General features: G+C 60.5%; 8 protein-coding genes. 4 read left to right on the forward strand and 4 right to left on the reverse strand.

Annotated elements, in window-relative coordinates:
* The first annotated feature begins 82 nt into the window (after window positions 1–82).
* From ACYVIT_RS23635 to ACYVIT_RS23650, 4 genes are all read left to right on the forward strand, one after another.
* Entirely contained in the window at window positions 83–1,384 is a 1,302-nt protein-coding gene (locus tag ACYVIT_RS23635; protein WP_415808790.1) for an MdtA/MuxA family multidrug efflux RND transporter periplasmic adaptor subunit, read from the forward strand.
* Entirely contained in the window at window positions 1,381–4,557 is a 3,177-nt protein-coding gene (locus ACYVIT_RS23640; RefSeq protein WP_415808789.1) for an efflux RND transporter permease subunit, read from the forward strand. The genes ACYVIT_RS23635 and ACYVIT_RS23640 overlap by 4 nt, the downstream gene beginning before the upstream one ends.
* A complete protein-coding gene (locus tag ACYVIT_RS23645; RefSeq protein WP_415808788.1) occupies window positions 4,554–7,670 on the forward strand; it encodes a multidrug efflux RND transporter permease subunit in 3,117 nt (1,038 codons plus the stop codon). Before ACYVIT_RS23640 ends, ACYVIT_RS23645 begins: the two co-directional genes overlap by 4 nt.
* Before the next feature lie 77 nt (window positions 7,671–7,747).
* Window positions 7,748–9,208, forward strand: a complete 1,461-nt coding sequence (locus tag ACYVIT_RS23650) for an efflux transporter outer membrane subunit (protein ID WP_415808811.1) — start codon at window positions 7,748–7,750, stop codon at window positions 9,206–9,208.
* Between the two features lie 983 nt (window positions 9,209–10,191).
* Here ACYVIT_RS23650 and ACYVIT_RS23655 read toward each other — a convergent pair.
* The 4 genes from ACYVIT_RS23655 to ACYVIT_RS23670 form a co-directional block, all read right to left on the reverse strand.
* Window positions 10,192–11,154, reverse strand: a complete 963-nt coding sequence (locus ACYVIT_RS23655; protein WP_415809028.1) for a Nudix family hydrolase — start codon at window positions 11,152–11,154, stop codon at window positions 10,192–10,194.
* The gene (locus ACYVIT_RS23660) at window positions 11,147–12,013 is read right to left on the reverse strand and encodes an ATP-binding protein (RefSeq protein ID WP_415809029.1); all 867 of its coding nucleotides are present in this window, start codon (window positions 12,011–12,013) and stop codon (window positions 11,147–11,149) included. Before ACYVIT_RS23660 ends, ACYVIT_RS23655 begins: the two co-directional genes overlap by 8 nt.
* Before the next feature lie 72 nt (window positions 12,014–12,085).
* The gene (argJ, locus tag ACYVIT_RS23665; RefSeq protein ID WP_415809030.1) at window positions 12,086–13,312 is read right to left on the reverse strand and encodes a bifunctional glutamate N-acetyltransferase/amino-acid acetyltransferase ArgJ; all 1,227 of its coding nucleotides are present in this window, start codon (window positions 13,310–13,312) and stop codon (window positions 12,086–12,088) included.
* 271 nt (window positions 13,313–13,583) lie between these two features.
* A complete protein-coding gene (locus ACYVIT_RS23670; RefSeq protein ID WP_415809031.1) occupies window positions 13,584–14,072 on the reverse strand; it encodes a MarR family winged helix-turn-helix transcriptional regulator in 489 nt (162 codons plus the stop codon).
* Window positions 14,073–14,117 lie beyond the last annotated feature (45 nt).

Genomic DNA, 14,117 nt, shown 5'->3' on the forward strand with positions numbered 1-14,117 from the left:
CAGTTCGGCTGTGAGGACATGGCAATTCGACGGACTTAGGGGACAATATCGGCTCTCGACGTCCGTCTGTGCTTGACCTCCTATGCCTGAAAGCCGATCTGCTACGCCTCGCCGCAAGACCCCATGGGTTGTCATCATCCTGCTGGCAGTCGCCGCTATCGTCGCATGGTGGGTTTTTTACAAGCCTGCCGAGCAGAAGGCTTCTACACAAGCTACGCAACGGGCCAATGACGGCGGGCGTGGTGCGGGCGGCGGGATGCGCGGCATGGGGGCGGGCGCGATGCCGGACACGCCGGTACGTGTCGCATCGGCGTCGACGCAGAACATCAATATCGTACTGCGCGCCTTGGGCACCGTGACCGCGTACAACACCGTGACTGTGCGCAGCCGCGTCGACGGGGAATTGATCCGGGTAAATTTCAATGAGGGCCAACGCGTCAAGGCGGGGGAACTGCTGGCGCAGATCGATCCACGCCCCTACGAGGTCGCATTGGCGCAGGCTCAAGGCCAGCAACAACAGAACCAGGCTTTATTGGCGAATGCACGGCGCGACTTGCAGCGTTATCAGACGCTGTTCAAGCAAGACTCTATCGCGCGTCAGCAGCTCGATACGCAAGCGGCATTGGTCCGTCAATACGAGGGTACGCAGAAAGTCGATCAGGCTGCCGTCGACGATGCTCAACTGCAATTGAGCTATACCCGCATCACCGCGCCGATCAACGGCCGTTTAGGCCTGCGCAAAGTCGATCCGGGCAATCTGGTGTCGACCGGGGACACCGACGGCCTGGTCGTGATCACGCAAACAGAGCCTATCGCGGTCGTGTTTTCTTTGCCTGAAACGCAATTGCCAGAGGTGTTGGCGCAGGTTCGGCAGGGCCATACTTTGCAAGTGCAGGCCTACGATCGTGCTGATGAAAAAGTGATTGCCACAGGACAACTGGAGACCGTCGACAACCAGATCGACATCACTACAGGTACCGTCAAGCTCAAGGCGCGTTTCGACAACAAGGATGATCTGTTATTTCCCAATCAATTCGTCAATGTGCGGTTGTTGGTGCAAACACGCGACGATGCGACGGTGATTCCTACCGCCGCCGTGCAGCAAGGGTCGGCAGGGCCTTTTGTGTTCCTGATGCGTGATGACAATACCGTCGAAGTCCGGCAAGTGCAGTTGGGACCCATCAACGGTGACCGCGTGGGGGTCAACCAAGGCCTGGTGCCTGGGGATCGCGTCGTCATCGAGGGAACCGATCGATTGCGCACAGGAGCGAAGGTAAGCATCGTGACGGGCAACGCGACCATTCCCGCGACCCCCGGTGAGGCTATGGGCGCTGGGCCATCAGGGCGTCCCGCTGCAGGTCAATCTGCAACAAAGACGCCGTGAGTCTCTCTCGTCTGTTCATTCTGAGGCCGGTTGCCACCACCTTATCGATGGTGGCGATCCTGATCGCCGGTTTTATTTCCTACCGCTTGCTGCCGGTATCAGCGCTGCCCGAGGTCGACTATCCCACGATTCAGGTGGTGACCCTGTATCCGGGTGCGAGCCCGGATGTGATGACCTCGTTGGTGACTTCGCCTCTGGAACGCCAATTTGGCCAGATGCCGGGTCTGAATCAGATGTCGTCGACCAGTTCGGGCGGCGCATCGGTGATTACGCTGCAGTTCAGCCTGGACCTGGCTCTGGATGTGGCCGAACAGGAAGTGCAGGCGGCGATCAATGCCGCGTCAAATCTGCTGCCCAGCGATTTGCCGGTGCCTCCCGTATATAACAAGGTCAACCCGGCTGACGCGCCCGTCATGACGTTGGCCATCAGCTCTCCGACCATGCCGCTGCCGCAGGTGCGCGATCTGGTCGATACCCGGATGGCGCAAAAGCTCTCGCAGGTGCCGGGAGTGGGACTGGTCAGCGTGGCCGGCGGCCAGCGGCCCGCTGTTCGTATTCAGGTCAATCCCATTGCGTTGGCCTCGACCGGCATGTCATTGGGGGATTTGCGCACTGCTGTGGTGGGCGCCAACGTCAATCAGCCTAAGGGGAATCTGGACGGGCCCGAGCGCTCGACGACGATCGACGCCAATGACCAGTTGAAGTCTCCCACCGAGTACAACGATCTGATCATTGCCTATCGGAATAACGCGCCGCTGCGTCTGTCCGATATCGCGACTGCCGTGCAAGGCGCCGAGGATGTTCGCCAAGCGGCCTGGGCTGGCGGCAATCCTGCCATTCTGTTGAATGTACAGCGGCAACCCGGCGCCAATGTCATCGACGTGGTGGACCAGATTCGCGCCATGATGCCGCAGTTGCAAGCATCGATGCCTGCAACACTGGACCTCAGCGTGGTTTCTGATCGAACCCAGACGATCCGTGAGTCTGTGGCGGATGTGCAGTTCGAATTATTGCTGGCCGTGGCTCTGGTCGTGATGGTGACCTTCGTCTTTTTACGGAGCTTGACCGCCACGGTGATCCCGAGCGTAGTGGTACCGCTGTCGTTGGTGGGCACCTTCGGCATCATGTATCTGGCGGGCTTCAGTATCAACAACCTGACGCTGATGGCACTGACGATTGCCACCGGGTTTGTGGTGGACGATGCCATCGTCATGATCGAGAACATCGCCCGGCACCTGGAGGAAGGCGAAACACCGATGCAAGCCGCGTTAAAAGGCGCTGCGCAAATCGGCTTTACTCTGGTGTCGTTGACCTTCTCGCTGATCGCCGTACTGATTCCCCTGCTGTTCATGACCGAGGTCGTGGGCAGGTTGTTTCGCGAGTTCGCCATTACCTTGGCGGTGGCGATACTGATTTCACTGGTGGTGTCGCTGACGTTGACGCCGATGATGTGTGCGCGCCTTTTGCGTCCGGAATCGGAGCATCGCTATGGACGCTTTCACCGGACGACGGGAGCGTTTATCGATAAATGCATCGCCGGCTATGACCGTACGTTGCAATGGGTGCTGCGCCATCAACCGCTGACACTGCTGGTGGCGTTGGGGACATTCGCACTCACCGTGCTGCTGTATATCGCGATCCCCAAAGGTTTCTTTCCGCAGCAAGACAGCGGCATGATTCAGGCGATCACTCAGGCACCGGCCTCGATTTCGTTTACGGCGATGGCCAAACGCCAGCAAGAGGCCGCACAAATCATTCTGCAGGACCCCGACGTCGAGTCCGTGTCGTCGTTCATCGGCGTAGACGGCACCAACGCCACGCTGAACAGCGGCCGCATACAGATCGCGCTGAAACCAAACAAGGAACGCGATGCCGATCTGGCGACAATCAGCCAGCGATTGCAGGACGCCTTGGAAGACCATTTCGGATCGCCGGGAACAACAGGGTCTGGCCGCGACGTGTCAGGGGCTGCGCCAGCTGCCCACGCCGCCGCGACGACGCAACCGCCGCTGACGGTATATATGCAGCCGGTACAGGATCTGACCATCGAGGATCGCGTCAGCCGCACGCAATATCAGATGACGTTGTCCAATCCTGACATTGACGTGTTGGCCGAGTGGGCCCCCAAATTGGTCGAGCGTCTGTCTGCGCTGCCGGAAGTGACGGACGTGACCCACGATCTGCAAAACGACGGTTTGCAGACTTGGGTCGATATAGACCGCGATGCGGCGGCACGTTTGGGAATCACCACATCACAGATCGACGAGGCGCTGTACAACGCCTTTGGCCAGCGGCTGATTTCGACCATCTTTACGCAGTCCAATCAATATCGCGTGGTGCTGGAGGTCTTGCCGCAATTCAGCAAATCGCCTGAATCCTTGAACCAGGTGTACCTGACATCCGAGTCGGGTACCCAAGTACCTCTGTCGACGGTGGCGCACATTTCAGAGGGGCACACCATGCTGGCGATCAGCCGGCTGGACCAATTCCCGATGACAACGCTCTCGTTCAATCTGGCGCCGGGCGCATCACTATCGGGTGCGGTCGAGGCGATTACTGCCGCAGAGGCGGAAATCGGCATGCCGGCAGGCATCGAGACGCGTTTTCAAGGAGCCGCGCTGGCATTCCAGAATTCGTTGTCCAGCACGCTATGGTTGATCCTGGCTGCGATCGTCACGATGTATATCGTGCTGGGGGTGCTGTACGAGAGCTATATCCACCCGATCACGATTCTGTCGACCTTGCCCTCGGCGGCGGTGGGTGCCTTGCTGGCCTTGATGATCAGCGGTACGCAGCTCGATATGATCGGGATCATCGGCATTATTCTGTTGATCGGGATCGTCAAGAAAAACGCGATCATGATGATCGATTTCGCGCTGGAGGCCGAGCGCAAGCGCGGACTCGCGCCGAGGGCCGCCATACACGAGGCTGCCCTGCTGCGTTTCCGTCCGATTCTGATGACGACGCTGGCGGCATTGTTTGGCGCATTGCCCTTGATGCTGTCCACGGGGACCGGGGCCGAGTTGCGTCAGCCGTTAGGTCTGGTCATGGTAGGCGGACTGTTGTTGAGCCAAGTCCTGACGCTCTACACGACGCCGGTGATTTATCTGATGTTTGATCGTCTGTCGCGACGAGGCCGGGACCGTGCGCGTGTCGCAGCGGAGCAGCCATGATTCTGTCGGCGCCGTTCATCGTTCGTCCGGTTGCCACCGTACTGTTGTGCCTGGGGATGGTGCTGGCGGGCGTGCTGGCGTTTCGCCTGCTGCCTGTCGCGCCGCTGCCCCAGGTCGATTTGCCCATTATTTCTGTGTCGGCCAGTTTGCCGGGCGCGAGTCCCGAGACGATGGCCTCCAGTGTGGCTACGCCGTTGGAGCGTTCTCTCGGCAGCATTGCCGGCATTACCGAAATGACCTCGCGTAATTCGCAGGGGTCCACACGCATCACGCTGCAATTTGACCTGAGCCGTGATATCAACGGTGCCGCCCGCGATGTACAGGCGGCCATCAATGCGGCGCGATCGCTTCTGCCCACCGGGATGCGCAGCAATCCGACCTATCACAAGGTCAATCCCTCGTCGGCGCCCATCATGGTGTTGGCCATGACGTCGGGCACATTGAGCCAGGGCAAACTGTATGACCTGGCCTCGACCATCGTGGCGCAAAAGCTTGCGCAGGTAAATGGCATCGGCGAGGTCACCGTAGGCGGCAGTTCCTTGCCCGCGGTGCGCGTCAATTTGATTCCCGGCGCATTGTCCAGTCGCGGTGTGTCGCTGGACGAGGTGCGCACGGCGTTGAGCGAAGCCAACGCCAACAAACCCAAGGGCATGATCGAAAGCGACGAGTATCACTGGCAAATCATGGCCAGCGACCAGCTCGATCGCGCCGAACAGTATCGGCCCTTGATTGTGGCGTGGCGCGATGGATCCGCTATCCGGCTATCGGACGTGGCGACCGTCGAGGACTCGGTCGAAGATCTGTTTCAGACGGGCTATTACAACAATCGTAATGCCATTCTGATCATCATGCGGCGCCAGGCCGACGCCAACATCATCGAGACGGTAGAGGCTGTGCGTGCGCAATTGCCGCAGCTCGCGGCGCTCTTGCCAGGTGATGTCGACCTGACCGTGGCACAAGATCGCACGCCCAGTATCCGCGCCTCATTGCACGAGGCTGAACTGACGCTGGTGGTCGCGGTCGGCCTGGTGATGCTGGTGGTGCTGCTGTTCTTGCGGCATTGGCGTGCTGCCCTGATCCCCAGTGTGGCAGTGCCAGTCTCGTTGATTGGCACCTTCTGCATCATGTATTGGTGCGGCTTTACCTTGAATACCATTTCGCTGATGGCGTTGATCGTGGCCACCGGCTTTGTGGTGGATGATGCCATCGTGGTGCTTGAAAACATCATGCGGCATATCGAACGTGGAGCGTCGCCATTGCGGGCGGCCTTGCGGGGATCGCGTGAGGTCGGCTTCACCGTGCTGTCGATGAGCCTGTCGCTGGTGGCTGTGTTCATCCCGATCCTGTTGATGGGCGGCGTGGTCGGCAGGCTGTTTCGCGAGTTCGCCGTGACCTTGTCGGCTTCTGTCATGGTATCGATGGTCGTGTCGTTGACATTGACGCCCATGATGTGCGCCCGCCTGTTGCGTCAGCAGGCCCTGGAACAGCGAGCTCCAGGCCGGGTGTCGCGGATGCTCGAGTCATTCTTTGAGGCATTGCTGCGCGGCTATCGTCGTTCGTTGTCCTGGGCGTTGACGCATGGGCGTTTGATGCTGGTGTTGCTGGCGGTGACTATCGGGCTGAACGTGTACCTGTACGCTGCCGTGCCAAAGGGATTTTTCCCGCAGCAGGATACTGGGCAATTGATAGGGATTTTTCGCGTGGATCAGGGCACGTCGTTTCAAGCCATGGTCCCCAAGCTCGAGTATTTCCGCAAAGTCATCCTGGCCGATCCGGCGGTGGCGAGTATTACGGTTCACGCGGGCGGCCGCGGCGGCAGTAACAGCAGCTTCATGATGATCCAGCTCAAGCCGCAGGATGAGCGGCAAGCCGGCGCGGTCGATGTCGTGAATCGCCTGAGAGGGCAATTGCAGAGTACGCCGGGCGCGCGCGTGTTCTTGATTCCGCAGCAGGATATCTTTGTCGGCGGCGGGCAGGGGAGCGGCTCATACGACTACACGCTGCTGGCCGGAGATCTGTCATTGCTGCGCACCTGGACACCCAAGGTCAGGCAGGCCATGGCCGCGTTGCCCGAGCTGACGGATGTGGATTCCAGCGTTGAAGACAAAGGCCGCCAGGTCAATTTGATCATTGATCGCGAGGCGGCAACCCGGCTGGGCATCAACATGTCCGATATTTCAGCGGTGTTGAATAACTCGTTCAGCCAACGCCAAGTTTCCGTAATGTACGGGCCTTTGAACCAGTATCGCGTCGTGTTGGGGGTGGATCAGCGCTTTGCCCAGGATGCCGAATCGCTCAAGCAGGTGCATGTCATTACGAGCGACGGGTCTCGTGTGCCATTGGCGGCCTTTGCGCGATTTGAAATGGGCAATGCGCCATTGAGTGTGCAGCATAATGGTCTGTTTGCTGCTGACGAAATCTCTTTCAATCTCGCCCCGGGTGTGTCACAAGACCAGGCAATACGTGCGATCGATGCTGCGGTCGCGCGCATCGGGCTGCCTTCGGATCAGATCCAGGCCGGCTTTCTCGGCACGGCCGCGGCGCAGCAGGCCTTACAGAGCCAGCAGCCATGGCTGATTCTGGCCGCACTGGTCACGATGTATATCGTGCTTGGGATTTTGTACGAGAGCTTCGTGCACCCCTTGACCATTCTGTCGACGCTTCCGTCGGCCGGTATCGGCGCGCTGTTGGCGTTGATGCTGGTAGGCAGCGAGTTCACGGTCATCGCCTTGATTGGGGTGTTTTTGCTGATCGGCATTGTCAAGAAGAACGCCATCATGATGGTCGACTTCGCCTTGGATGCGGAGCGTAGATTGAATCTGTCGCCGCGCGATGCGATTTTCGAGGCCTGCCTGACGCGATTCCGGCCCATTATGATGACCACGATGGCGGCAATTTTCGGCGCGCTGCCATTATTGCTGGCTACCGGGGCCGGTGTAGAGATGCGCCAGCCTCTGGGGGTGACGATCGTAGGTGGTCTGATCCTTAGCCAGGTTTTGACGCTGTACACCACGCCTGTGGTCTATCTTTATCTGGACCGCTTCCGTTTATGGGCCCGCCGCCGTGCTGCACGTCGCACGATAGGCTCACAACCTGATGTAGAACGCCAATGAGTCGCGCATCATTTTTTTCCTTATCGTTCCGGCTTGGCCGATTGGCCGATGTACGCTTGCCGCGTTTGACTGCGGCCATGACGTGTTGCGCCCTCTTGGCCGCGTGCGCGGTGGGGCCGGATTATCAACGTCCCGAGATCGATGTGGGCGAGGGATACAAGCAAGCGCGCGATCCGGCGGCAGCACCGTCCAACCCTTCGGCGCCGGGTAGCGACGCTCAGGGTCAGCAGCCCCATGGCGCCGTCCAAACCGACGGCTGGACGCCGGCGAAGCCGCAAGACATGGCTGAGCGTGGCGCATGGTGGCAGATTTATGGCGACACCACCCTGAATGGTCTGATGGACCAGTTGAACGCGTCGAATCAGACCATTGTGCAAGCCGAGGCCAACTACAGGCAGGCACAGGCTCTGGTACGAGGCGCGCGCGCCAGCTTTTTCCCTACTGTCGGGACGAGTGCCGGCGCGACACGATCGGGATCGGGTAGCGGTTCTACCAGCAGTACGGGCAATGATTACGATCTGAGCGCGTCGGTCAGTTGGGAAGTAGACATCTGGGGGCGAGTGCGTCGCCAGGTCGAGGCCAGCCGCGCTGAAGCTCAAGCCAGCTTTGCGGATTTGGCGAATACCCGCTTGAGTACGCAGTCGTCGCTTGCGCAAAACTATTTTCAATTGCGTGTGCTGGATGAGCAAAAGCGTTTGCTGGAGTCGACAGTCGCGGCCTATGAGCGCTCGTTGAAGTTGACGCAAAACCTCTATGACGCGGGCGTTGTCGGTAAATCTGATGTGACGGTGGCGTTGGCCCAATTGGAGGGCACGCGCGCCCAGTTGGTGGATCTGGAATGGCAACGTGGTCAGTATGAGCATGCAATCGCCGTGCTGATCGGCCTGGCACCATCGCGCTTTACGCTCGCAGTTCAACCTTTTGCTCAGGTGATTCCGCAGATCCCTGTGGGGTTGCCATCGCAATTGCTGGAACGCCGTCCCGACGTCGCGTCGGCTGAGCGTTTGACGGCGGCGGCGAATGCACAGATCGGCGTGGCGCAGTCGGCGTGGTTTCCCGATCTGACGTTAAGTGCCAGTGGCGGATTTCGCAGCGGCGAGTTTGCGCAATGGCTGACGGCACCGGCGCGTTTCTGGTCCCTGGGGCCGGCATTGGCGTTGACCTTGTTCGATGGCGGCGCACGGGAGGCTCAATTGGAACAGGCCCGCGCAGCCTACGATGCCCAGGCCGCTGCGTATCGTCAGACGGTATTGAGCGCCTTGCAAGAGGTCGAGGACTATCTCATCCAATTGCGGGTGATGGGGCAAGAGCAAGTGGTGCAGCATCGGGCACTGGAGGCGGCGCGGGAATCGTTGCGGTTGGCTCGCAATCAGTATCAGGCTGGGACGATTGACTATCTGGATGTGGCTACGTTGGAAACGGGGGCGTTGAACAGCGAACGTACGGCGTTGACGTTGATGGCTAATCGGTTGACGGCTAGCGTGCAGTTGATTGCTGCGCTCGGTGGGGGGTGGGAAGGGGGTTTGGCTGGAGAGTGAAGGTGTTTTTGCGTGAGTGTGGGGTTCTATTGGTCGTCGAGCCGAGGCAATCGGCCCGGCCGGGCTTCACAAAGTCGGTCCGGCGCGCGGGCGCCGGACACCGTGTTCGCTCGTCTCGTCCGCGCCTTCGCGCTCCCTTCGACTTCCGCTCCACTCGACTTTGAGGCGCCCGGCCGGGCCGATTGCCTCGGCTCGACTGGCAGCAATTAGAGTTCTCTGCATCGCTGGCACGACTATCTTGCTTGGCGTTTTTTTGCAGCCGCGGTGGTAGAGAGAAAGATCTTGCAGTGCTGCTTTCGGAGGACGCCCAGCGCGTCCTCCTCAAGCGTTCGGTCCGGGCATGCGACGGGGTGGCGTGGTGCCTGGTTGGAAGATCTGCTTGGCCGCGTTTGATGCTTGCGACGATGATGCGTAGGGGACTTTTTTCGGCGACGTATCCGTAGCATGCTTGTGCTCTGGATCAGAGTACATCGCCGCAAACATGATTTGCGCTCACCATGATGGCGTTACAACGAGTGCCGTGCGTGGCATTACGTCAACGTGACTCGAGAGATCTTTTGTCATGCAACGGTGCCACAGCCTATGCATGCAGATCCCGAACGCGATTCTCGGGTGTGCAGGGCACCCGAGAATCGCAGCCCTGCAAGATCTTTCTCTTCACCCAGACTGATGCAGAAAAACGCCAAGCAAGAAAGTCGTGCCAGCGATGTGATGAGCTTGAGTTACTGCGAGTCGATGCGGGGCAGTGGCTGCGTGGGGGCGCCTCGTGGTCGAGTGGAGCGGACACCGTAGGGAGCGCGAAGGCGCGGACGAGGTGAGCGAACACGGTGTCCGGCGCGCAGGGCGCCGGACCGACCACGTGAAGCCCCCACGCAGCCACTGCCCCGCATCGACGTCCAATAGCACCAAACCCTCACACCCAAGACACACAACACTGTAAGCTCAATAACCAACTACCTAAATAAACGACAACAAGAACCCCGCTAAATCAGCCCCCGAATCCCCGCAATGCCATGCGCCCCGTGCCGGCGCGCCTCATCCAGGGTATCGGCAGACTGCCCCCCTAACGCATACACAGGCAGTCCAGCATCCCGATTGCCAGCAACAAAACCATCCCATCCCATACCAGCTTGCCCCGGATGCGAAGGTGTTTCCAACACTGCTCCCAACACAGCAAAATCCGCACCCATCTCACGTGCATGCACGATCTGCGCATTGTCGTGAGCCGATACGCCAACTAAAGCGCCTTCGGGCAACTCCGGCCGTGCATGCAATGCCGCTGCATCGTTCGCGCGTAAATGCACGCCGTCGGCCTGGCGCCACCAGGCTGCAGGATGCACGCTGTTGATCAGCACACGAGCACCCGCAGCGTGGCAGAGCTTGACGATGGTCTGCACGGCGTCGCGTAGCGAAGTGGCTCCAGGGCCGTCAGGCCAATCCGGCTCACGTACTTGCACGAGCTTCAGGCCACGCGCCAAGGCACGCTCCAGCCGTTCGAGAAACGAGGGCAAGCCCGCACGTCCGCCGATCGACGTAATGCCGTAGGTGTTGGGCAACTGCAGCCAACGCAAGGGCGGCAGGGTGGCCGGCAGCAGATCGCCGACACTAGACGCCTCGGCGGGGTTGACCCATTCCAGGCGCTGGTTTTCCAGACTGCGCGGCTCGCCTTTCCAGCCCGTGACCTGGCAAAACGCCAAGCGAACGGTGGTGTGAGGATAGGCGTGCACATAAGTCACCCACGGAACCGCTTGCGTGACCTCGATGCCGATTTCTTCTTGCAGCTCGCGCGCCAATGCTTGGAGCACGGTTTCACCGGGTTCCAGTTTGCCGCCAGGCAACTCCCACCAGCCCGCCCAAGGCTTGCCCTCAGGCCGTTGCCCCAGCAGGAGTTGACCGTCGGGCCGCAGAATCAGACCTGCGGCGACGTCGATGATGCCGTCAGACATGGCGTGCCGCCCAATCGCGAGCAAATTGATAGGCCACCCGGCCTGAGCGCGAGCCGCGTTCCAGCGCCCATTGCAAGGCCTCCGTGCGGCTGGCCTCGATCTGATCTGCGGGGCAGTTCAGTTCCTCCAGCCAGTGGTACACGATATCCAGATAGTCATCCTGTTTGAACGGATGAAATGACAGCCACAGCCCGAAACGCTCGGACAGCGAGATTTTTTCCTCGACGGTTTCGCCTGGATGAATCTCGCCATCGGCCTGGTGCTTGGCCTGCAGGTTCTCGCTCATGTATTCCGGCATCAGGTGACGCCGGTTGGACGTCGCATAGATCAGCACGTTGTCGCCCGATGCTGACACCGAGCCATCCAGCACTGATTTCAGGGCCTTGTAGCCGGCTTCGCCTTCCTCGAAAGACAAGTCGTCGCAGAACACGATATAGCGTTCGGGACGCGCCGCGACCAGCTCGACGATGTCGGCCAGGTCACCCAGGTCGGATTTGTCGACCTCGATCAAACGCAGCCCTTGGTCGCCATAGGCGGCCAGCATGGCCTTGACCAGCGAGCTCTTGCCGGTGCCGCGTGCGCCGGTCATCAGCACATTGTTGGCGGGTTTTTTCTGCAGGAACTGAAGCGTGTTGCGATCGATGATGCCTTTCTGGCGTTCGATGTGCTGCAGATCGGCCATGTCGATCCGGGCCACGTGGCGCACGGCGTCCAGCCAGCCGCGTGTGCCGCGTTTGCGCCAGCGGTAGGCATGGGCGGACCAATCAATTTCGGGCGGTGCGGCGGGCAGCCAGGCTTCGAGCTGGGCCAGCACGCGTTCGGCTCGTTCGATCAGAACGGAAAAATCAGCAGCACTCACGTCGGTATTTCCTGCAGGAACAATAACAAGACAACAAGGGCGCGAGATCACGCGCCCTCAGCGATCAATGTATCAAGAGCGGTAATCGGCGTTGATGCTGACGTACTCATGCGAGAAATCGCAGGTGTACACGGTGTCAGCCGCCTGGCCACGCGCCAGCGCAATGCGTACGGTGATTTCCGCTTGCTTCATGACACGCTGACCGTCTGCCTCTTGGTAGTCAGGATTGCGGCCGCCGTCTTTGGCGACCAGCACGTCGTCCAGCCAGAGGCGCAGCTTCGAGACGTCCAGATCGTCTACGCCGGCGTAGCCGATGGCGGCCAGGATGCGGCCCAGGTTGGGGTCGGAGGCGAAAAACGCCGTCTTGACCAGCGGCGAGTGGGCAACCGAGTATGCGATCTTCAGGGCTTCTTCGGTGGTCAGGGCTTCTTCGACGCGCACGGTCATGAATTTGGTCGCGCCTTCGGCGTCGCGCACGATCTTCTGTGCCAGGTCCAGTGCGGCCGCGGCCAGCGCATCGCGCACGGCGGCATAGTGCGGGTCGGCTTCGGAGGTGATCTCCACGCCCGATTGGCCGGTGGCGATGATGATGAACGAGTCGTTGGTGGAGGTGTCGCCGTCGACGGTGATGCGGTTAAACGACTGGTTGGCGATTTCCAGGGCCAGCTTGCGCAGCACCGGCTGAGCAATGCTGGCGTCCGTGGCCAGGAAGCTCAACATGGTGGCCATGTTCGGGCGGATCATGCCGGCGCCCTTGCTGATGCCGGTAAAGGTGACGGTCTTGCCGTCGATCTGCTGACGTTGCGAGTGGATCTTGGGCTGCGTGTCAGTGGTCATGATGCCGTGGGCGGCATTGAACCATTCGTTAGGGCCCAGATTGCCCAGGGCAGCGGGCAGGGCGGCGGTCAGGCGGTCCAGCGGCAGGGGCTCGAGGATGACGCCGGTCGAAAACGGCAGGATCTGCTGGGCGGGGACATTCAGCAGTTTGCCCAGGGCCACGCAGGTGTCCTGAGCTTTTTTCAGGCCTTCGGCGCCGGTGCCGGCATTGGCGTTACCGGTATTGATCACCAGGGCGCGGATCGGGCCGCCTGCGGCCAGATGCGCCTCACAGACCTGCACCGGTGCAGCACGGAAACGGTTGCGGGTGAACACGCCCGCCACATTGGAGCCAGGCGCCAGCTGGAACACGGTCAAGTCACGTCGGTTGGCCTTGCGGATACCGGCTTCGGTAACGCCGATGTCTACGCCGGCAACGGGAAAAATATCGGACTCGGAGGGGATCTGCAGGTTAACGGCCATGACTTCGTCTCTGTGGCGGGGCAAAAGGAATCTCGAAAACCCCGCCCGTCGGACGGGGGGCTCCGCGTATTATCCCACCATCGAGTGACGGACCAAGGGATTGCCCGGGGGGGGCCTTATTTTCCTGCCTCACGCAGTCAACACTCCTGGGCGTATGGCGGCTCAGGGCAGGCTTGTCTGAGGCGCCGCAGCGCAACCGTGCGGTGGCCGACCGTCATCGTGTAAGCCCGCGATATTCGCGACGCTGAGGCCAGGGCAGCGGCGGTTGCGATCAGCGATCGTGCTTGCGAGCGGCGACGACTTGCAGTTTCAATTCGCCCAACGCCTGATACAGGGCATCCCGATGATCCTCGGGCAGGTCGGCGAACATCCCTTTCACCCAGCCCTCATGAGCGCGCGCCATGCGGGTGAACATCCGGCGGCCTTGCGGGGTGAGTTTCAAGACGGAACTGCGCCGGTCGGTTTCCACCTTGGTGCGCATGACCATGCCTTCTTTTTCGAGCTGGTCGGTGATGCCGGTGATATTGCCGTTGGTGACCATCATGCGGCGCGACAGCTCACCCATTTTCATGCCCTTGGGCGCCCGTTGCAGCTGCGCCATCAGGTCAAAACGGGGCAAAGTGGTGTCGAATTCGGTGCGTAGACGGCTGCGAATCTCGGACTCGATCAGATTGCAGCAAGTCAGCATGCGCAGCCATAGGCGCAACGCATGGTGATCATCGGGCGCAGCGCGTGTTTCCAGGTCAGGCGTGTCGATCATGATATGGCGCAGAGCGAGTCTCGGTAAAAACCCTAGTCTTGTCTT

The organism is Bordetella muralis, from assembly GCF_054781015.1.

Excerpts from the sequence above, each read along its gene's own strand:
- argJ (WP_415809030.1), bottom strand. The coding sequence starts at position 13,312 with ATGGCCGTTAACCTGCAGATCCCCTCCGAGTCCGATATTTTTCCCGTT.
- ACYVIT_RS23645 (WP_415808788.1), top strand. The coding sequence starts at position 4,554 with ATGATTCTGTCGGCGCCGTTCATCGTTCGTCCGGTTGCCACCGTACTG.
- ACYVIT_RS23655 (WP_415809028.1), bottom strand. The coding sequence starts at position 11,154 with ATGTCTGACGGCATCATCGACGTCGCCGCAGGTCTGATTCTGCGGCCC.
- ACYVIT_RS23650 (WP_415808811.1), top strand. The coding sequence starts at position 7,748 with ATGACGTGTTGCGCCCTCTTGGCCGCGTGCGCGGTGGGGCCGGATTAT.
- ACYVIT_RS23635 (WP_415808790.1), top strand. The coding sequence starts at position 83 with ATGCCTGAAAGCCGATCTGCTACGCCTCGCCGCAAGACCCCATGGGTT.
- ACYVIT_RS23670 (WP_415809031.1), bottom strand. The coding sequence starts at position 14,072 with ATGATCGACACGCCTGACCTGGAAACACGCGCTGCGCCCGATGATCAC.